Here is a 22836-nt window from a genome sequence, read left to right on the forward strand (position 1 = left end):
TTCACGCCCTCGGCCCCTCTTCCTCCGTGCCGGCGCCCAGCGCCAGCCGCACCAGGTCGTCGACGTCGAGTGCGTCGATCTCGCCGGTCTCGTGGTGCTCGCCCGCGTTGGCTGGCGAGTGGTCCTCGTCGGGTTCGGCATCCGGATCGCCGAGCAGTTCGGCCAGCAGGTGCTCGGCCAGCTCCACCGGGGTGGGGTGGTCGAAGGCCAGCGTCACCGGCAGGTCCAGCCCGGTCGCCGCGCCCAGCTGGTTGCGCAGGTCCACCGCGGTGAGCGACTCGAAGCCGAGCTCGCGGAAGGCCCGGCCGGCCTCCACCAGTTGCGCGCCGGGCAGGCCCAGCACGTCGGCGGCCCGTTCCCGGACCAGCTCGACCAGCACCGGCAGCCGCTCCTCCCCCGGCAGTTCGGCGAGGCGGGTGCGTAGTTCGGCCGCGGCGGTGGCGCTGTTGCGGCTTTCCCGTTGCGCCTCGGACAGTGCGGCGCGCACCTCCGGCACCCCGGTGAGCAGCCGGCTCTGGCGGTTGGCGGTGAAGGCCGGGGCGAACTTGGTCCAGTCCACCTCGGCCACCACCACCGAGCTCGCGCCGGCGGCGACCAGGCCGCGCAGGGCCGAGACCGCAGCGAGCGGGTCGACCGCGAGCAGGCCGTTGGCCTCCAGGTGCCGCACCAGGTCGGAGTCCTGGCCGCGCCAGGCGCCCCAGGCGGCGGTGGTGGCGGCCAGGCCCCGACGGCGACGTCGTTCGGCCAGCGCCTCCAGGTGCGCGCCCGCCGCCGCTTCCACCGCGCGTCCGGCCGCGCCCCAGGTGGCCGAGATCGGCGCGCAGTAGACGAAGGCGTCCAGTTCCCGATCATGGAGGAGTTCATCCAGCCGGGTGGCGGGCGCGATCGCGTCGGTAACGCTGTCCGCGGCGGCCACCGAGACCACGGCCGCGGTGAGCGGCTGGTCCTCGGGCACCGACTCCAGCGCGACCTCCAGGGTGTCCCGGTTGGCCGGATCGCCCGCGAGCTGGGTCAGGCCGACCCCGCGTGCGTCCAGCTCGGCGGCCAGCGCCGAGTCGATCTCCGGGCCGACCAGCACCACGTGGCCGGCACCCGCTGCGGCCAGCTGCCTGGCCAGTTCGACGCCGTGCGCGTCGACCACCAGCACCGTGCCGCTGGGTATCCACTGCTGGTCGCCGAGCTGGGCGCGGACCAGTCGCCGGGCGTGCGCACCGTTGGCGCGCACCGCGGCCTGGTCCTCCTCGCCGGTCAGCGCGGCCAGCAGCGCCGGGGCCAGACTCGGCTCGAACCGCGCGGGCAGGTCGACCAGGCCGCCCCAGCCCTGCGGGTTCTCCAGCGCGGCCACCCGGCCAGCGCCCCAGCGGGCCGCTTGGGCCGCAACGGGTTCGGCGTCCTGCTCGTCCACGCTGACCGCCTGCCGGGTGATCCACCACAGCGGGGCCGGCGCGTCCGGGCAGTCCTGGCCGAGCAGGGACACCACGCCGGTGAGGCCCTCGGGCAGGCTGGCCGGCCCGGTGTACTCCACCGGCGTCACCGCCTCGCCCAGGGCCGCCACCACCGCGGCGCACCACTCGTCCTTGGCCCAGTCCGCGGGCACCAGCGCCGCCCACCGGCCGGTCAGCGCGGCCTCGGCGACGGGGGCCAGCGGGGTCCAGGCGACCTGGTAGCACCAGGAGCGGGCGGCCAGCTGGTCGCGCCGCTTGCGCCGCCAGGCGGTGAGCGCGGGCAGCACCGCGGCCAGCGCCTGCTCGTCCAGGCCGAGGGTGCCGGCCAGTCCGGTCAGGTCGCCCTCGTCGACGGCGGACCAGAACTCGCTGTCGGCCGGGGCGTTCGCGGTGGGTTCGGGCGCGAGGATCTCGGGCCAGTAGCGCTCGTGCCGGAAGGCGTAGGTGGGCAGCTCCAGCGCGGCCGAGCGCGGTGAGCCGAAGTACGCGGCCCAGTCCACTGTGGACCCATGGGCGTGCACCCGGCCGAGCGCGGTGAGCAGCGTGCGCTCCTCGTCCCGGTCGCCGCGCAGCACCGGGGTGATGAGCGCGGACCGCTCGCGCAGGGTCTGCTCGGCCATCGGCGTGAGCACCCCGTGCGGGCCGACCTCGACGAAGGTGCGCGCGCCCAGGTCGTACAGGGTGCGCACGGCGTCGGCGAAGCGCACCGCCTCCCGCGCCTGCCGGACCCAGTACTCCGGCGAGCACAGCTCCTCGGCGGTGGCGACCTGCCCGGTCAGCCCGGACACCACCGGGATGCGCGGCCGCCGGTAGTCCAGCTTCGCCGCCACGGCCCGGAGCTGGTCCAGGATCGGGTCCATCAGCGCGGAGTGGAAGGCGTGGCTGACCTGCATGGTCGTGGTGCGGCGGCCCATCCCGGCGAGCTTGCCGGCCACGTTGTGCACCGCGTCGGCCTCGCCGGAGAGCACCACCGAGCCGGGGCTGTTCACCGCGGCCACCGAGACCCGCCCGTTGACCAGGTCGGCGACCTCGTCCTCGGCGGCCTCCACCGCGACCATCGCCCCACCGGCGGGCAGCGCGGCCATCAGGCGGCCGCGGGCCGAGGCCAGCGCGCAGGCGTCGGCCAGGGAGAACACCCCGGCCACGTGCGCGGCGGCCAGTTCACCGATGGAGTGCCCGGTGACGAAGGCCGGGGCCACGCCCCAGGACTCCAGCAGCCGGAACAGCGCCACCTCGATCGCGAACAGTGCCCGCTGCGCGTTGTCGGTGCTGGTCAGGGCCTCGGCATCGGTGCCCCAGAGGATGTCGCGCAGGTCCTCGCCGAACTCGGCGACCACCGCGTCGAAGGCCTCGGCGAAGACCGGGAACCGCTGGTGCAGCGTGCGTCCCATGCCCAGGCGCTGGGAACCCTGGCCGGTGAACAGGAACGCGACCTCGCCGGGTGCGGCGGCGGTGTCCCTGGCCACCTCGGTGAGGCCGTCGGGGGTGCTGAGCATCACCGCGCGGTGGCGCAGCGCGGCCCGGCGGGTGGCCAGCGCGTGGCCGATCTCGGTGCGGGAGAGGCCGGGGTTTTCCTTGGCGTAGGCGGAAATGCGCTCGATCTGGGCGGGCAGCGCGGCGGCGGTCGCGGCGGAGACCAGCCACGGCACGACGTCCCGCTCCTCGATCCCGTCGACCGGTTCCGCGGCCGGCGCCTCCTCGATGATTACGTGCGCGTTGGTGCCGCTGATGCCGAAGGCGGACACCGCGGCCCGGCGCGGCCGGTCCGTCACCGGCCACTCGGTGTTCTCGGTGTTGAGCGCCAGCGAACCGGCCGACCAGTCGATGTGCGGCGAGGGCTCCTCCGCGCCGAGAGTCTTTGGCAGCAGGCCGTTGCGCAGCGCCAGCACCATCTTGATCACCCCGGCGACGCCCGCCGCGCCCTGGGTGTGGCCCAGGTTCGACTTGACCGAGCCCAGCAGCAGCGGAGTGTCCCGGTCCTGACCGTAGGTGGTCAGGAGTGCCTGTGCCTCAATGGGATCGCCCAGGGTGGTGCCGGTGCCGTGCGCCTCCACCGCGTCAACGTCCGAATTGGACAGTCCGGCATCGGCCAGCGCGGCGCGGATGACGCGTTGCTGGGCCGGTCCGTTGGGCGCGGTGAGGCCGTTGGAGGCGCCGTCGGAGTTGATCGCCGATCCGCTGACCACCGCGAGCACCTCGTGCCCGTTGCGCCGGGCGTCGGAAAGCCGTTCCAGCACCAGGATTCCGGCGCCCTCGGCCCAGCTGGTGCCGTCGGCGGCGGCGCCGAAGGGCTTGCAGCGCCCGTCCGCGGCCAGCCCACCGGCCCGGCTGAACTCGATGAACGAACCCGGCGTGGACATCACCGACACGCCGCCGACCAGGGCCAGCGAGCACTCGCCGTCGCGCAGCGCGCGCCCGGCCCAGTGCAGCGCGACCAGCGAGGCCGAGCAGGCGGTGTCGACGGTGATCGCCGGGCCTTCCAGGCCGAAGGTGTAGGCCAGGCGGCCGGACATCACGCTGGCGGTGTTGCCGGTGGCCACGTGCCCGCCGAGGCGTTCCAGGTCGGAGTGCCGCAGCAGGTCCAGGTAGTCCTGGCCGTTGGTGCCGACGAAGACCCCGGCGTCGGTGCCGCGCAAGGAGTTCGGGTCGATCCCGGCCCGCTCCAGCGCCTCCCACGCGGTTTCCAGCAGCAGCCGCTGCTGCGGGTCCATGGCCAGCGCCTCACGCGGGGAGATGCCGAAGAACGGGGCGTCGAAGTCGCCAACCCCGGCGAGGAAGCCGCCCCGGGTGGTGGCGGAGCCGGCCTCGGCGAGCTGTCCGAGGTCCCAGCCGCGGTCGGCCGGGAACTCCACGATGCCGTCCCGGCCCTGCACCAGCAGCTCCCACAGCTGTTCCGGCGAGCGGACGCCACCGGGCAGGCGGCAGCCAATGCCGATCACCGCGATCGGCTCGTCGGTCCTGGCCGCGGTCAGCGCGGGCGCGGAGCTGGTGCTGTCGCCGAAGAGCTCGCCGAGCAGGAAGGCGGCCAGCTCGCGCGGGGTCGGGTGGTCGTAGACCAGGGAGGCGGCCAGTTTCAGGCCGGTGGCCGCGGCCAGGCCGTTGCGCAGCTCCAGGGTGGTCAGTGAGTCGAAACCGAGGTCGCGGAAGGGAAGTTCCACGTCCACGGTGTCGATCCCGGTGTGCCCTAGCACCATCGCGACCTGGGTGCGGACCAGTTCGGCCAGCCGCCGCTGCCGGGCGGGGCCCGAAACCTCGGCCAGCTCTTCGCGCAGCGTGGCCACTGGCTCGGCCTCGACCGGCGCGGTGGTCCCGTGCAGGTCGGCGAACAGCGGCATCGGCCGGGCCGCGGCCAGTGCCGGGGCGAACCGCGACCAGTCCACATCCGCCACGGTCAGCACGGCTTCCGCCCCGCCGATCGCACCGGCCAGCGCCTCGATCGCCCGGGACGGCGGCAGCGGGAACAGGCCCGCGCGCCGCATCCGTTCGGTGGCCGCACCGGCCTCGGCCGCCATGCCCGCACCGGCCCACGGACCCCAGGCCACTGCGGTCGCGGGCAGCCCGTCGGCGCGGCGGGACCGGGCCAGGGCGTCCAGGTAGGCGTTGGCGGCGGCGTAGTTGGCCTGCCCGGCCGCGCCGATCACCCCGGCGGTGGAGGTGAACAGCACAAACGCGTCCAGGTCCGTGGTGAGCTCGTGCAGGTGTTGTGCGGCAGCGCATTTCACGGCCAGCACCCTGGCGAAGGAGTCCGGGGTGAGGCTGTCGATCACGCCGTCGTCGAGCACGCCCGCGGCGTGGAAGACCGCGTTGGGCGGGTGCGCCTCAAGAAGTTCGGCGATCGCGGCGCGGTCAGCGACGTCGCAGGCCAGCACGGTGACCTGGGCGCCGAGTCCGGTGAGCTCGGTGGTGAGCTCGGCGGCACCGGGGGCGTCCGGGCCGCGGCGGCTGGCGAGCACGAGGTGGCTCGCGCCTTCGCGGGCCAGCCAGCGGGCCACCTGCGCGCCGATCCCGCCCGTGCCGCCGGTGACGAGCACGGTGCCGGCGGGCTGATACTCCGGCGTCGCACCGGTGCCGACGGCGTAGCCAGCTCCCGGGGCGCGGACCAGCCTGCGAGCCGCCACCCCCTCCCGACTCACGAAGAGCTGGTCCTCGTCGCCAAATCCGCCGGTGACCACAGCAGCCAGGCGGGCAAGAACTGCCTCGTCCACCTCCTCCGGCAGGTCGGCCAGCCCGCCCCAGCTGTCCGGGTACTCCAGTGCCGCGACCCGGCCGAAGCCCCACACCGCGGCCTGCTCCGGATCGCGGTCCGCGCCCTGGGTCAGGCACCACACCGGCGCGGTCACACCCGCGTCCGCCAGTGCCTGCAAGGAAACCGTGGTCAACGGCAGCGAAGGCGCGGTCAGGCAGAGCACCCCGCGTACCGGGGATTCCAGCGCCCGCAAGCGTTCTGCCAGCGCGGCGCGGTCCGGGATCGCGGTGACCGGCTCGGCCTCGGTGCCGACGAGGCCGAGCAGGCCCGGCAACCACTCCGGTTCGGCCCCGGCCGCCAGCGCCAGCCAGCGACCGTCCGGCGCCGGGGCAGGCGCTTCGGTGAGCGGACGCCAGTCCACCCGGTAACGCAGGTCGTCCACAGTGGACACTCGGGCCGGAGTCGCCGGACCGGGCCAGAAGCGCTCCCGCTGGAAGGCGTAGGTGGGCAGCTCGACCCGCTCCGCGCCGGTGCCGGCGAAGAACGCGGACCAGTCCAGCTCGACCCCGCGCACGTGCAGCGCGGCGATCGCGCCGAGGGTGCTGGTGACCTCGGGGCGGTCCTTGCGCAGCAACGGGATCCGCAGTGCGTCCGCGTCCTCGGGCAGGCAGCCCTGGACCAGGCCGGAGAGCACGCCGTCCGGGCCCAGTTCGACGAAGTTGGCCACGCCCTGCGCGGCGAGCCAGGCGATGCCCTCGGCGAACCGGACGGCCTGCCGGGCCTGGTCGACCCAGTACTCCGGCGAGCACAGCTGGTCGGTGCTGGCAAGCGTGCCCGTCAGGTTGGAGACCACCGCGACGGCCGGGGCGCGGTAGGTCAGGGTCCGGGCGACCGCGGCGAACTCGGCCAGCATCGGGTTCAGGTGCGCGGAGTGGAAGGCGTGGCTGACGTTGAGCCGCGAGGTCCGGCGGCCGGCTGCCTTGAAGTGCGCGGCGACCTCCGCCACCGCGTCGGCGTCGCCGGAGACCACCAGCGAACGCGGGCCGTTGACCGAGGCCAGCGAGACCCGATCCGCCGCCAGTTCCAGGAATTCCGCTTCGGTGGCCTCGATCGCGGCCATCGCGCCACCGTCCGGCAGCGCGTCCATCAACCTGGCCCGAGCCGCCACCAGCGCGCAGGCGTCCGACAGCGAGAACACCCCGGCCACGTGCGCGGCGGACAGCTCGCCGATCGAGTGCCCGGCCACGTAGTCCGGTGTGACGCCCCAGGATTCGAGCAGCCGGTACAGCCCCACCTCGACCGCGAACAGCGCGGGCTGGGCGAAGCCGGTCCGGTTGAGCAGCTCGGCCTCCGGGGTGCCGGGCTCGGCGAAGAGGATCTCGCGCAGCGGGCGGTCCAGCTCGGTGTCCAGGTGCGCGATCACCTCGTCCAGGGCCTCGGCGAAGACCGCAAAGCGTTGGGCCAGTTCGGCTCCCATGCCGATCCGCTGGCTGCCCTGGCCGGTGAACAGGAAGGCGGTCCGGTCGCCCCGGGTGCGGCCGGTGACCAGCCCGGGCGCGGGCCGGCCGGCGCTCAGCTCGCGCAGGGCGTGCCGCAGTTCGTCGCGGTCGGCGGCGATCAGGGCGGCGCGGTGCTCGAAGGACGCCCGGTGCACGGCCAGGGTGGCCGCGAGGTCGACCAGCTCCACTCCGTCCACAGTGGACAGAATGCGGTCCGCCTGCGCCCGCAGCGCCTGCGGGGTGCGGCCGGAGACCAGCACCGGCATCGGACCGTCGGCCTTCGGGACCGGTTCCGCCGCAACGGTTTCCGGTGCCTGTTCCAGCACCACGTGCACGTTGGTGCCGCTGAGCCCGAAGGAGGACACCCCGGCGCGGCGGGGCCGGTTCACCTCGGGCCACGGGGTCTGCTCGTGCAGCAGGTTGATCGTGCCCGAGGACCAGTCGATGTGCGTGGACGGGGTGTCCGCGTGCAGGGTGCGCGGCAGCACGCCGTGGCCGAGGGCCTGCACCATCTTGATCACGCTGGCCACGCCGGAGGCCATCTGGGTGTGCCCGATGTTGGACTTCACCGAGCCCAGCAGCAGCGGCCGCTGCCGGTCCCTGCCGTAGGTGGCCAGCAGCGCCTGCGCCTCGATCGGGTCGCCGAGCGCGGTGCCGGTGCCGTGGCCCTCCACCGCGTCCACCTCGTCCGGGCGGACCTTCGCGGCGGCCAGCGCGTCCAGGATCACCTGCTGCTGGGCCGGTCCGCTGGGCGCGGTGAGGCCGTTGGAGGCGCCGTCGGAGTTGGCCGCGGAGCCGCGCAGCACGGCGAGCACCCGGTGCCCGTTGCGCTGGGCGTCGGAGAGTCGTTCCAGCAGCACCAGGCCGACGCCCTCGGCCAGGGTCATGCCGTCGGCCTCGTCGGAGTAGGCCTTGCAGCGGCCGTCCTTGGCCAGCACCCGCTGGCGGCTGAACCCGATGAAGGCATTCGGCGTGGACATGATCGCCACGCCGCCGGCCAGGGCCAGGCTGCTCTCGCCGGTCTTGAGCGAGCGGGCGGCCAGGTGGATGGCCATCAGCGAGGAGGAGCAGGCGGTGTCCAGGGTCAGCGAGGGGCCCTCGAAGCCGAACAGGTAGTTGATCCGGCCGGAGATGATGCTGGGCAGCGCCCCGGTGACCAGGTGCCCGGTGACGTCCGCGCCACCGGTGTCGGCCGCGGCGGCCGCGGCGGCGTTGTAGTCGGTGTAGCTGGCGCCGACGAAGGTGCCGGTCTTGCTGCCGCGCAGGGTGTGCGGGTCCAGTCCGGCGCGTTCGAAGGCCTCCCAGGCGGTTTCCAGCAGCAGGCGCTGCTGCGGGTCCATGGCCAGGGCCTCACGCGGGGAGACGCCGAAGAAGCCGGGGTCGAACTCGGCTGCCTCGTGCAGGAACCCGCCCTTGACCGAGTAGCTGCGGCCGTACTCGGCCGGGTCGGCGGCGTAGAGGCCGTCGATGTTCCAGCCGCGGTCGGCGGGCAGGCCGGTGATCGCGTCCACCCCGTCCACCGCGAGCTGCCAGAGCGCCTCCGGGGTGTTCGCGCCGCCGGGGTAGCGGCAGGCCATGCCCACGATCGCGATCGGGTCCTCGTCGAGCGCACCGGTATTACTGGTGGCCACCGGTACAAGCGGTGCGGCACCGGTCAGTTCGGTGACCAGGTGTTTGGCCAGTGCGCTCGGGTTTGCGTGGTCGAACACCAGGGTGGCGGGCAGGGTCAGGCCGGTGGCGCGGCCGAGGCGGTTGCGCAGGTCGACCGCCATCACCGAGTCGAACCCGGCCTCGCGGAAGGCGCGGTGGTCGGGCAGCGCGTCGGCGGTGCTGTGTCCCAGCACGGTGGCCGCCTCGGCCCGCACCAGCTCCAGCACCTTCTGCTCCCGCTGCACCGGCGGCAGCGCGGCCAGGGTGGCCGCCAGCTCGCCGGTGGCCGCGACCGTGCTGCTCGCGGCCTCGGCCACGGGCCGGCGGATCGCCGGGATCTCCTCGAACAGCGTGCTGGCGCGGGCCGCGGTGTAGACCGGGTAGTAGCTGGCCCAGTCCACGTCGGCCACCGCGATGGCGGTCTCGTCGGCGTCCAGGGCCGCGCGCAGCCCGGTGAGGGCCAGTTCGGGTTCCATGAAGGTCAGGCCGCTGCGCACGATCTGGCTGGGGTCGACCCGGCCGAGCTCCTTGTCATCGGCCCAGATGCCCCAGAACACCGCGGTGGCGGGCAGTCCGGCGGCCCGACGGCGTTCGGCCAGGGCGTGCAGGTAGGCGTTGCCCGCGACGTAGGCGGCGTGCCTGCCGGTGCCCCACAGTCCGGCGACCGAGGAGAACAGCACGAACCGGTCGAGTTCGACCTCGGCGAAGACCTCGTCCAGGTTGGCCGCGCCGGCCACCTTGGCGGCCAGCACCCGGTCGAGTCCGGCTGGGTCGGTCTCGGCGATCGAGGCCAGTTCGATGGTGGCCGCGGCGTGCAGCACGGTGCGCACCGGACGGCCCTGTTCGGCGAGCCGGTCGCGCAGCGCGGTCAGCGCCGCCTTGTCGGTGACGTCGCAGGCCACCGCCTCGGCCCGCTCGCCCAGCTCGGCGAGCAGCGCGACCGAGCGTGGGTGTTCCGGACCGCCGCGGCTGAGCAACACCAGGTGCTCGACGCCCTGGGCGAGCGCCCAGCGGGCCACGTGCGGGGCCAGCGTGCCGGAGCCGCCGGTGATCAGCGCGGTGCCGCCGGGCTGCCAGCGCCGCTGGTGGCCAGAGGGGGTCGCCGGGACCACGCGGCGGGCGTAGAGGCCGCCGGCGCGCACGGCCAGTTGGTCCTCGCCGGTGCCGCCGGTGAGGGCGAACACCAGGGCGTTGCCGGTGGCGGCGTCCAGTTCGCCGGGCAGGTCGAGCACGCCGCCGAAGCGGTCCGGGTGTTCCAGGGCCGCGGTCCAGCCGAAGCCGCTGACCATGGCCTGCACCGGGTTGGTCACCTGGTCGGCGCCGCCGATCGCGGCCGCGCCGCGGGTGAGCAGCCAGAGCGGGGCGTCGAGGCCGGCGAGGGCCTGGGTGAGGGCGAGGGTGGCGGCCAGGCCGCGGGGCAGGAAGGTGTGTCCGGGGAGCAGGTCCTCGTCGAAGGCGAGGGTGGACAGGACACCGGCCAGCGGGGTGTCGATCTCGGCCAGGCGCTCGGCGAACCCGTCACTCGCTTCGAGCAGGCGCACCTCCGCGCCGTGTGCGGTGAGCAGGTCGGCCAGCTCGGGCTCCGCGCCACTGGTCACCAGCAGCCAAGTGCCGCTGAGGGTGGCCTGGCGGCGGACCTTGGTCGGCACCCAGCGGGTCCGGTAGCGCCAGGAGTCCACGGTGGCGGCCTGGTTTCGCTTGCGCCGCCAGTCCGAGAGCGCGGGCAGCACGGTGGCCAGCGAGTCCGCGTCCACGCCGACGTCTGCTGCCAGCTGCGCCGGGTCGGCCGCCTCCAGCTCAGCCCAGGAGGCGTCCACGCCGGTCTCGGGCGCCTCGGGGAACTTGGGGGCGAGCCAGAAGCTCTGGTGCTGGAAGGCGTAGGTGGGCAGGTCGACCCGGTTGGCCCCGGTGCCGGCGTACACCGTGGTCCAGTCCACCTCGACGCCGCGCACAAACGCCTCGGCCAGCGAGGTGAACACGCGGTCCAGGCCGCCGTCCTCGCGGCGCAGGGTGCCGGTGATCGCGATCGGTCTGCCCAGCTCGTCCGCGGTCTCCTGGACCGCGAAGGTGAGCACGGGGTGGCTGCTGGACTCGATCACCCTGCGGTAGCCCGACTCGATCAGCGTGCGCACCGCGGGCGCGAAGCCGACCTGCCCGCGCAGGTTGGTGTACCAGTACTCGGCGTTGAGCGCGGTGGTGTCCAGCCAGTCGCCGGTGACCGTGGAGAAGAACGGGATCTCGGCCGGGCGAGGCTGGATCGGGGCCAGCTCGGTGAGCAGGTCCTCGCGCAGCTGGGTGACCGCCGGGGTGTGCGAGGCGTAGTCCACCGCGACCCGGCGGAACCGGATCTCCTCTACGCCCAGCTCCGCACCCAGCTCATCCAGTGCCTCGGCCATACCCGCGACCACGACGGAATGCGGACTGTTCAGCGCGGCGACACTGATCCGCTCGCCGAAGCGCGCCAGCCGGGGCGCGATCTCCTCGGCGGACAGCGCCACCGACATCATGCCGCCGCTGCCGCCCATCCGGCGACGGATCGCCTTGCTGCGCAACGCGACCACCCGCGCCCCATCGGCCAGCGACAGCGCACCGGAGACCACCGCCGCGGCGATCTCACCCTGGGAGTGGCCGAGCACCGCGTCCGGCCGGACGCCGTAGGACTCCCACAGCGCGGCCAGCGAGACCATCACCGCGAACGAGGCAGGCTGCACCACGTCCACGTCGTCCAGGGATGCGCCGGTGCGCAGCAGGTCGATGAGGTCGAAGTCGGTGAACGGAGCCAGCGCGGCTGCGCACTCGGCGATCCGGGCGGCGAACACCGGGGACTCGTCGAGCAGCCGGGCGCCCATGCCCAGCCACTGCGCGCCCTGGCCAGGGAAGACGAACAGGGTGCGGCCGTCGATGTCGGCGACGCCGGTGACCACGCCGGGGGCGGGGCGGTCCTCGGCGAGGGCGCTGAGCAGGTCGCGGTTGGCGTGGACCAGGACCGCGCGGTGGTCGAACAGGGAGCGGCTGTGCAGGAGGGAGTGGCCGATGTCCAGGGCCGAGGCAGTGTCCACTGTGGACAGGAGGGCCTCGGCCTGGGCGCGGAGGGCGGGCTCGCTCTTGGCGGAGATGATCCAGGGAAGGAGCGTGGGCGTGGCGGGCGATCGCGCGGGCAGCGCCGCAGAGGCGGCAACCAGCTCCGCCGACGACTTCACGGCCAATGCCGCGGGCACGGTGGCCAGGTCCGCGGGCAGTTCCGCGGCTAGCGCTGCGGGCGGGGCGGGCAGGTCCGCGGGCGGTGCGGTGGGCTGCGGTGCGGGATCGCCCTGCTCCAGGATCAGGTGCGCATTGGTGCCGCTGATCCCGAACGAGGACACCGCGGCCCGCCTCGGCCGACCCGGCTCCTCCCACGCCACCGGCTCGACCAGCGGCGTCAGGTTGCTCGCGGTCCAGTCCACGTGCGTGGATAGCGTGTCCACGTGCAGCGTCCTGGGCAGCAGCCCGTGCCGCATCGCCATGATCATCTTGAGCACACCGGCCACACCGGCCGCGGACTGGGAGTGTCCGATGTTCGACTTGACCGAGCCCAGCCACAGCGGCTGCTCCCGCTCGGCGCCGTAGGTGCGTTGCAGGGCCTGGGCTTCGATCGGGTCGCCGAGGGCGGTGCCGGTGCCGTGCGCCTCGACCACGTCGACGTCCGAAGTGGACAGTCGGGCGTTGGCAAGCGCCTGGCGGATCACGCGTTCCTGGGACGGGCCGTTGGGGGCGGTGAGGCCGTTGGAGGCGCCGTCGGAGTTGATCGCGGAGCCCTTGATCACCGCGAGCACCGGGCGGCCTTCCCGGCGGGCGTCGGAGAGTCGTTGCAGCACAACCATGCCGACGCCCTCGGCCAGCACCATGCCGTCGGCGGCGTCGGAGAAGGCCTTGGAGCGGCCGTCGGCGGCCAGTGCGCGCTGGCGACTGAAGGCGATGAACGGGCCGGGGTTCGGCATCACGGTGACGCCGCCGGCGACCGCGAGGGTGGTTTCCCCGTTGCGCAGGGCCTGGGCGGCCAGGTGGATCGCGACCAGGGAGGACGAACACGCCGTGTCCACGGTGACCGCGGGGCCCTCCAGCCCCAGCACGTAGGCCACCCGGCCGGACAGGATGCTCGGGATGGTGCCGGTGACCACCTGGCCGTCGACCTCGTGGCCCGCGCCGTACTCGGTGTAGCTGGAGCCGACGTAGGTGCCGGTGAGGCTGCCGCGCAGGGTCTGCGGGTCGATGCCGGAACGCTCCAGTGCCTCCCAGGTGACCTCCAGCAGCAGGCGCTGCTGCGGGTCCATGCCCAGCGCCTCGCGCGGGGAGATGCCGAAGAAACCGGGGTCGAAAGCGTCCGGGTCGCTGAGGAAGCCGCCCTTGGTGGTGTAGGTGGTGGCCGGGTTGTCCGGGTCCGGGTCGTAGAGCGCGGCCTCGGGCCAGCCGCGCGCGGGCGGGAAGGTGGTGATCGCGTCCACGCCGTCGAAGACCAGCTGCCACAGCTCTTCCGGCGTGGTGACGCCGCCGGGGAACCGGCAGCCCGCGCCCACGATGGCGATCGGCTCGTCCGCGGCGATCGCGGCGAGCGGGCCGGTCACGCTGGCCCCTGCCCCGGCGAGCTCGCCGCGCACGTAGCGGGCCAGCGCTTCCGGGGTGGGGTGGTCGAAGACCATGGTGTTGGACAGCGGTCTGCCGGTGAGCTTGCCCAGCCGCCTGCGCAGCTCGATCGCGCCCAGGGAGTCGAAGCCGAGGTCGCGGAAGGCGCGGCGTTCGTTCAGCTCGGCCGGGCTGTCGTGGCCGAGCACGGCGGCGGCCTCGGCGCGCACCACGTCCACCAGCACCCGCAGCTGGTCCTTTTCGGACAGTCGGGCAAGCCGCGCGGTGAGTTCGGTTTCCGCGCCGGTGGACTGGGTTTCGGTGGCGGTTCCGGCCAGGCCGGAGAGCAGCGGGCTGGGGCGGCGGGCGGTGAAGACGGGGAGATAGGTGGACCAGTCGAAGTCGGCGATGGCCAGCACCGGGCGCTCGTCGGCCAGCGCGCGGCGCAGCTCGGCCAGCGCGGGGCCGGTGAGCAGCGGACGCATGCCGTGCCGGGCCAGACGTTCGTGCGCGGTCTGGTCGCTGGCCAGGCCGGTCTCCGCCCACGGTCCCCAGGCCACGCTGGTCGCGGGCAGGCCACGCGAACGGCGGTTCTCGGCGAGGGCGTCCAGGTAGGCGTTGGCCGCGCTGTAGGCGGCCTGGCCGCCGCTGCCGATGACCCCGGCGATGGAGCCGAAGAGCACGAACAGTTCCAGCTCGCGGTCGGCCAGCAGCGCGTCCAGGTTGGCCGCGCCGCGCACCTTGGCCGCCATCGACTCGGCCAGCTCGGCCGGGCTGGTCTCGGCGATCGGCCGCAGCTCGGCGACCCCGGCCGCGTGCACCACGCCGATCAGCGGGTGCTCGGCCGGGACGGCCTTGAGCACCTCGGCCAGCGCCTCGCGGTCGGCCGCGTCGCAGGCGCGGAAGTCCACAGTGGACCCAAGTTCGAGCAGCTCGGCGGCGAGCTCGCGGGCGCCGGGGGCGTCCGGGCCGCGGCGGCTGGTGAGCACCAGGTGCCGGACACCGGCGGTGGCCAGCCAGCGGGCGACCTCGCTGCCGAGGCCGCCGGTGCCGCCGGTGACCAGCACGGTGCCGTCGGTGGGCAGCTCAGCGGCGGGCTCGACGCCCTGGTGTCGGACAAGTCTGCGGCCGAACGCGCCGTCAGCGCGCAGCGCGATCTGGTCCTCGCCCGGCCAGGCGCCGCTGAGCGCGCGGCGCAGGTCAGCCGGGTCGGCGTCCTCGGCGAGGTCGATCAGGCCGCCCCAGGTGTCCGGGAACTCCAGTGCGGCGGCGCGGCCGTAGCCCCACAGCAGCGCCTGGTCTGGCCGGGGAGCCAGCTCGTCGGAGCCAGTGGTCACCGCGGCTCGGGTGACCGTCCACAGTGGAGCGTTCTGACCGGCTTCGGTGAGTGCGCGCAGCAGGTTGTGCGTGTCGGTCAGATCGCCAGCGGAGAGCACACCGGCGAAGTCTCCGGCCAGTTCGGCGGGGTCGAGGTCGGCGAAGGACAGTTCGCGAATCTCGGTGTCCGCCAAGGCTTCCGCGATCTCGTCGCCGTGGCCCTCCGGGCGCACCAGCAGCCAGGTGCCCGGCAGCTCGGGCTCGGCCACCGCGGGCAGGCGGGTCCAGTCGACGCGGTAGCGGATCTCCTGCGGGCGTTCGGCGGTGGCCGCCACGCGCGGCCAGTACAGCTGGTGGTCGAAGGCGTAGGTGGGCAGGTCGATGACCGCCCGGCCGGGACCGAAGAACTTCGCCCAGTCCACGTCCACGCCTTGGATGTGCAGGCGGCCCAGGGCTTCGACGAGGGTGCGTTCCTCCTCGCGACCGGCGCGCAGGGTGGCGACCGGTTCGACCTCGGTGCTCTCCCCCAGGGTTTCCGCGGCCATCGCGGAGAGCACGCTGTCCGGGCCGACCTCCACGAACGAGCCCACGCCCAGCCGGGCGGCGGTGCGCACCGCGTCGGCGAAGCGGACCGCGCCGCGCACCTGGTCCGCCCAGTACTGCGGCGAGAAGTCCTCGACGAGCTGTCCGGTGACCGTGGAGATGATCGGGATGTTCGGCTGGTGGTAGGTGATCTCCGCTGCCACCGCGAGGAAATCGGCCAGCATGCCGTCCATGTGGTGGGAGTGGAAGGCGTGGCTGGTGTTCAGCCTGCGGGTGCGCCTGCCCTGCTCGGTGAACCGGGCGGCGACCACGAGCACGGGTTCCTCATCGCCGGCCAGCACCACCGAACGCGGTCCGTTGACGGCGCTGACCACCACGCCGTCGACAAGTTCTGCGCGCACCTCCTCCTCGGTGGCCTGCACCGCGACCATCGCGCCATCCTGGCGCAGCGCCTGCATCAGCGCGCCGCGCGCGGCGACCAGCTTGGCGGCGTCAGGCAGCGACAGCACCCCGGCGACGTGCGCGGCGGCCAGCTCGCCGATGGAGTGGCCGATGAGGAAGTCCGGCCGCACGCCCCAGGACGCCAGCAGCCGGTGCAGCGCGACCTCCAGCGCGAACACCGCGGGCTGGGTCCACTCGGTGCGGTCCAGCAGACCGGAGTCCGCGCCGAACATCACCTCGGCAAGCGGGCGGCCCAGATGCGGGGCGAAGGCGGCGAACACCTCGTCGATGGCCGCGGCGAAAACCGGGAACCGTTGGCACAGCTCGTGTCCCATGCCGGCGCGCTGGCTGCCCTGGCCGGTGAACAGGGTGGTCAGCCGCAGGTTCGGGGTGGCCTCGCCGACTGCCACGGCCGGGCTCGGGCTGCCCTCGGCCAGCGCGGTCAGCGCGCTGCGCAGCGACTGGGGATCGGTGGCGGTGAGCACCGCGCGGTGCTCGAACCGGGACCGGGTGGTGGCCAGCGAGTAGGCCAGGTCAGCAAGGGGTGCGTCGGCCAGCGGCAGCAGTCGCGCGGCCTGGCGGCGCAGCGCGGTGGCACTGCGCGCGGCCAGCAGCACCGGAGCCACGAAGTCCGGCGCGGCAACGGTTTCCGCGACCGGCTGGACGGTGGGGGCTTCCAGGATGACGTGCGCGTTGGTGCCGCTGAAACCGAAGGAGGACACCGCCGCGCGGCGCGGGCGGTCGGTTTCCGGCCAGTCGACCGGATCGGCCAGCAGGGACAGCGCGCCCTCGGTCCAGTCCACATGGGACGATGGCTCGGCCACGTGCAGGGTGCGCGGCACCTGGCCGTGCCGCATGGCCAGCACCATCTTCATCACGCCTGCCACCCCGGCCGCGGCCTGGGTGTGGCCGAGGTTGGACTTCACCGAGCCCAGCAGCACCGGTTCGGCGCGGTCCTGGCCATAGGTGGCCAGCAGGGCGCGGGCCTCCACCGGGTCGCCCAGCGCGGTGCCGGTGCCGTGACCCTCGACCACGTCCACGTCGGCGGTGGCGAGTCCGGCCCCGGCCAGCGCGGCGCGGATGACCCGTTGCTGCGCGCTGCCGTTGGGCGCGGTCAGGCCGTTGGAGGTGCCGTCGGAGTTGACCGCGCTGCCGCGCACCACGGCCAGGATGCGGTGGCCGTTGCGGACCGCGTCGGACTGGCGTTCCAGCACCAGCACGCCGACGCCCTCGGCCCAGCTGACGCCGTCGGCCTGGTCGGAATATGCCTTGCAGCGGCCGTCCTTGGCCAGTCCGCGCTGGCGGGAGAACTCGATGAACGCGCCCGGCGTGGCCATCACGGTGACGCCGCCGGCCAGCGCGAGCGTGCACTCGCCGGAGCGCAGCGCCTGCATGGCCCAGTGCATGGCCACCAGCGAAGAGGAACACGCGGTGTCCACGGTGACCGCGGGGCCTTCCAGGCCGAGGGCGTAGGCGACCCGGCCGGAGACGATGCTGCCGGAGGTGCCGGTGCCCGCGTGGCCCTCGAAGTCCGAACCGGCCAGCAGCGCGCCGTAGTCGCCGTACATGACCCCGGCGAAGACCCCGGTCCGGCTGCCGCGCAACTGCTTCGGGTCGATGCCCGCGCGTTCCACCGCCTCCCAGGAGACCTCCAGCAGCAGGCGCTGCTGGGCGTCGGTGGCCAGGGCCTCGCGCGGGCCCATGCCGAAGAAGGCGGGGTCGAACTGCCCGGCGTCGCGCAGGAACCCGCCGGAGCGGGTGTAGGCGGTGCCGGGGTGGTCGGGGTCCGGGTGGTAGAGGGTGGCCAGGTCCCAGCCGCGGTTGTCCGGGAAGCCGGTGATCGCGTCGCGGCCCTCGGCCAGCAGCTGCCACAGGTCCTCCGGCGAGTTGACGTCGCCGGGGTAGCGGCAGCCCATGCCGACGATGACGATCGGGTCGTCGGCTGCCGAACCGTTGACGGGCACCGCGGTGACCGGCTCCGCACCGGCCACATCGCCGCTCTCGCGCAGGATGTGCTCGACCAGCTCACCCAGGTTGGGGTGGTCGAAGACCAGGGTCGGGGACAACCGCAGGCCGGTGGCCGCGCTGAGCCGGTTGCGCAGCTCCACCGCGGTCAGCGAGTCGAAGCCGAGCTCGGCCAGCGGACGGCCCGGGTCGATGGCGCCGCCGTCGGAGTGGCCGAGCACCGCGCCGATCTGCTGGGTGACCAGGTCGATGGCCTCGCGGCGGCCGAGCACGGCCCGCTGCCGGGCGCGGACCGGACCGTTCTTGGCCACCCGGCGGCGGGTCTGGCCGAGCAGGCCGCGCAGCACCGAGGGCACCTCGGGGGCCTCGCGCAGCACGCCGAAGTCCAGCCGCACCGGCGCGACCACCGGTTCGCCAGTGCACACCGCGAGGTCGAACAGCGCCAGACCGTCCTCTGTGGACAGTGGCGGGGTGCCGAGCCTGCGCAGCCGCTGCACCTGGGCGCCGCCCAGCTCGGCGGTCATGCCCGCGGTGTCCGCCCACGGTCCCCAGGCCAGGGACAGGCCGGGGGCGCCGGTGGCGCGGCGGTGGGCGATCAGCGCGTCCAGGAAGGCGTTGCCCGCGGCGTAGTTGCCCTGTCCGGGCGCGCCGAGCAGTCCGGCCAGCGAGGAGAACACGATCAGCGGCGCGGTGTCGCCGATCAGCTCGTGCAGGTGCCAGGCCCCGTCCACCTTGGGGCGCAGCGCGGCGGTCAACTGCTCGCTGGTGAGGGTGGAGATCACGCCGTCGGCGAGCAGGCCGGCCGAGTGGCAGACCGCGGCCACCCGGACCCCGTGCAGCGCTTGGGCCAGCGCTTCCCGGTCGGCCACGTCGCAGGCGGCCACGGCGACCGAGGCGCCGAGTCCGGTCAGCTCGGCCACCAGGTCCTCGGCCCCGGCGGGGCCACGGCGGCTGAGCAGCAACAGGTTGCGCACCCCGCGTTCGGCCACCAGGTGCTTGGCCAGCACCGCGCCCAGGCCGCTGACGCCGCCGGTGATCACTACGGTGCCGTTGTCGTCCCAGGGTTCCGGGGCGGTCTCGGTGGCGGCGACCCTGGCCAGCCTGGCGGCCAGCACCTTGCCGCCGCGGATGGCCAGCTGCGGCTCGTCACCGGCCAGCCCGGCCTGGATCGCGTCGGCTGTCGCGGCCGGATCGAGGTCGAGCAGCCGGAAGCGGCCGGGGTGCTCGGACTGCGCGGTGCGCACCAGGCCCCACACCGCGGCGGCGGCCGGATCGGCCACCTCGCCGGTCGCGCCCCGGGTGACGAACACCAGCTCAACGCCCGGGAACCGTTCGTCGGCAAGCCATTCCTTCAACCGGGCGAGCGCGGCCGAGGTCAGCTCGTGCGCGGCGGTGCGCGGGTCGGCGGTGGCGAACACCGGGTGCAGCACGGCCGTGGGCAGGTCGCCCTCGGCGAGCGAGTCCAGGTCTGCGGCGGGCTCAACACCGAGAATATTCGCCAGGCCAAGGGAATCGGGCGCGAGCAGGGCAAGGCGGGCATCCGCGTCCGGCTCCTGCCCGGTCTCCGTCCACTCCAGACGGTAGAGGTTGCCGGTGGCCACCGGCGCGGCACCGCTGGGCGTGCGCAGCAGCAGCTCGCCCACCGAGGCGATCGGCGCGCCGTCCTGGTCGGCGATCTCCAGCGAGATCCGGTCCCCCGCCGGGGTCAGCCGCACCCGCGCGGTCCGCGCGCCCGCCGCGTGCAGGTGGACATCGGACCAGTGGAACGGCAGGCCGCCGCGCACACTGTCGTCCAGCTCGGCGAAGTTGGCCGCGTGCAGGGCGGCGTCCAGCAGCACCGGGTGCAGGCCGAACTCGCCGGCGTCACCGGCGACCTCGGCGGGCAGCTCGATCTCGGCGTAGACCTCGGTCCCGGCCCGCCAGGCGGCCCGCAGGCCCTGGAAGGACGGGCCGTAGTTCACGCCTTCGCCTTCGGTGGCGTACAGCGCGGACACGTCGATCGGCTCGGCCCCGGCCGGCAGCCACTCCCAGGTGGTGGCCTGGGCCTGGCCGCGTTCCAGGATCGCGTTGGCGTGCTTGGTCCACGGGCCTTCGTCGTCGCCGTCCGGCCGGGAGTAGACCGCGACCTCGCGCAGCCCGTCCAGGTCCGGTCCGATGTGCAGCTGGAGCTGCACACCGCCGTCGGCGGGCAGGCGCAGCGCGGTCATCGTGGTCAGCTCGCGGACGTGGTCGCAGCCGACCTCGTCGCCAGCCCTGGTGACCAGCTCGATCAGGGCCGCACCGGGCAGCACCACGGCGGTGCCCACGCGGTGCCCGGCCAGCCAGGGCTGGTCGCGGACGGACAGCCGTCCGGTGAGCAGCGTGCCCTCGGCCCCGGCCAGCGACACGGTGGCCGCCAGCAGCGGGTGCCGGGCCGCGCCCAGGCCGGCCGAGCGCACATTGCCGCTGTCCGCCTTGTAGCCGTCCCTGGGCCAGAACCGCCTGCGCTGGAACGGATACGTCGGCAGGTCGATCAGCGCGGCGCCGGTGCCGGTGAAGAACTCCGGCCAGCGCACCGAGACCCCGTGCGTGTGCAGCACGGTCAGCGCGGTGGTGACCGCCTCGGTCTCGCCGCGGTCCGGCCGCAGCATCGAGGTGATCGCGGGCGCGGGTTCGGCGGTGGCCAGGCAGCTCTCGGTCAGGGTGCCGATGGTGGTGTCCGGGCCGACGTCCAGGAACGCGCCGACGCCGTGGTTGTGCAGCCAGGACACCGCGTCGGCGAACCGCACGGTGGCGCGGACCTGTCCCGCCCAGTACTCAGCGCTGCCCAGCTCGGCCACGCTCGCCTGCGCGCCGGTCACCGTCGAGATCACGGGAATGCGTGGCGGCTGCGGGGACAGGCCTTCGACCACGCGCTGGAACTCGGCCAGCACCGGGTCCATGTGCGCGGAGTGGAAGGCGTGCGAGACGTGCAGCTTGCGGGTGCGCCTGCCCTGCTCGGCGAACACCGCGGCGATCTCGGCGACCGCGTCCTCGTCGCCGGATAGCACCACGTGCCGGGGGCCGTTCACCGCGGCCAGGCTGGCCTCGTGCTCCCGACCTTCAAGCAGCGGAAGGACTTCGGCCTCGGTGGCGTCCACCGCGATCATCGCGCCCCGGCTGGGCAGCTCCTGCATCAGCCGGGCGCGCGCGGCCACCAGCGTTGCCGCGTCAGACAGGGAGAACACCCCGGCCACGTGCGCGGCGGCGATCTCGCCCACGGAGTGCCCGGCCAGGAAGTCCGCGCTGACGCCCCAGGACTCCAGCAGCCGGTACAGCGCCACCTCGACCGCGAAGATCGCCCGCTGAGCGTTCCCGGTGCGCGCCAACAACTCCGCGTCCTCGCCCCAGATGATCTCGCGCAGGTCCTCGTCAAACTCGGCGAGCACCGCGTCAAAAGCCTCGGCGAAGACCGGGAAGCGGGCGTGCAGCTCGCGGCCCATGGCCAGGCGCTGCGAACCCTGTCCGGCGAAGAGCACGGCCAGCTTCGGCCGCTCGTGCACCACGTTCCCGGCGGTCTCACCGTCAGCCAGCGCGGTCAGTCCGGCGCGGGCGGCCTCCAGGTCAGCCACCACCAGGGCGGCCCGGTGCTCGAAGGAGGAGCGGGCCACCGCGAGCGAGTAGGCCAGGTCCGCCGGGTGTGGCGTGTCGCCGGATTCCAGCAGGGACAACAGGTTCGCGGCCTGCTCGCGCAGTGCTTCAGCGGTGCGGCCGGAGACCAGCAGCGGCAGCGGTCCCGCCACCGGCTCGGCGGCGGGGGTCTCCTCCTCGGCGGGCGGTTGCTCGACGATCACGTGCGCGTTGGTGCCGCTGAGCCCGAAGGAGGACACGCCGGCCCGGCGCGGTTCACCGGTCTCCGGCCAGTGCTGGGCCTCGGTCAGCAGCCGGACCTCGCCCGCCGACCAGTCGACCTGGGTGGTCGGCGTGGCCACGTGCAAGGTCTGCGGGGCAACGCCGTGCCGGATGGCCTGCACCATCTTGATCACACCGGCGACCCCGGCCGCGGACTGGGTGTGGCCGAGGTTGGACTTGATCGAGCCGAGCAGCAGCGGCCGCTCCCGGTCCTGCCCGTAGACGGCCAGCAGCGCCTCGGCCTCGACCGGGTCGCCCAGCGGGGTGCCGGTGCCGTGCGCCTCCACCACGTCCACCTGCCGGGCGGACAGCCGCGCGTCCAGCAGGGCCTGCTCGATGACCCGCTGCTGGGACGGGCCGTTCGGGGCGGTCAGGCCGTTGGACGCGCCGTCAGAGTTGACCGCGGACCCGCTGACCACGGCCAGCACCCGGTGCCCGTTGCGGCGCGCGTCGGAGAGGCGTTCCAGCATCAGCACGCCGACGCCCTCGGACCAGCCGGTGCCGTCGGCGTCGTCGGAGAAGGAGCGGCAGTAGCCGTCAGCGGCCAGGCCGCCCTGCTTGTTGAACTCGGTGATGGTGCCAGGACTGGACATCACCGTGACGCCACCGGCCAGCGCCAGCGAACACTCCCCCGCGCGCAGCGCCCTGGCCGCCAGATGCAGCGTCACCAGCGAGGTCGAGCAGGCGGTGTCCACCGTCAGCGTCGGCCCGACCAGGCCGAAGACGTAGGCCAGCCGGCCGGACAGCACGCTGGAGGTGGTGCCGGTCAGCGCGTAGCCGCCGACGTTGTCGCGCGGGCCGAGCCGGTAGTCCTGCGGGATCGCGCCGACGAACACGCCGGTGCGGGAGCCCTTGAGCGACAACGGGTCCAGCCGGGCCCGCTCCATCGCCTCCCAGGAGACCTCCAGCAGCAGCCGCTGCTGCGGGTCCATGGCCAGCGCCTCGCGCGGGGAGATGCCGAAGAACTCCGGGTCGAACATGGGCGCGTCGTAGAGGAACCCGCCGCTGATCGGCGAGGCGGAGGCGCCCTCGTCCAGGTACCAGCCGCGGTCGGTCGGCAGGCCGCCGACGCCGTCGGCGGAGGACTCCACCAGCCGCCACAGGTCCTCGGGCGAGGCGATGCCGCCGGGATAGCGGCAGGCCATCCCGATGATGGCGATCGGCTCGTGCGAGGCCGCCTCCAGCTCGTGCACCCTGCGCCGGGTCCGTTGCAGATCCGCGCTGGCGCGCTTGAGGTAGTCGCGGAGTTTCTGTTCGTTGTCCATCGGCACCTGGATCAGTCGGGGACTCGGTGAGTTACCACTCCGCGTCGAGTCACAAG

Annotated in this window: 1 protein-coding gene; it reads right to left on the minus strand. The window is 74.0% G+C overall.

The window, feature by feature from the left end; translation table 11 throughout:
- Nucleotide 1 precedes the first annotated feature (1 nt).
- Complete coding sequence (locus M8C13_RS08435) at nucleotides 2–22780, minus strand: type I polyketide synthase (RefSeq protein WP_252479923.1); 22779 nt, start codon at nucleotides 22778–22780, stop codon at nucleotides 2–4.
- Nucleotides 22781–22836 lie beyond the last annotated feature (56 nt).

Source organism: Crossiella sp. SN42, from assembly GCF_023897065.1.
Classification (GTDB): Bacteria; Actinomycetota; Actinomycetes; order Mycobacteriales; family Pseudonocardiaceae; genus Crossiella.

Excerpts from the sequence above, each read along its gene's own strand:
- M8C13_RS08435 (WP_252479923.1), bottom strand. The coding sequence starts at position 22,780 with ATGGACAACGAACAGAAACTCCGCGACTACCTCAAGCGCGCCAGCGCG.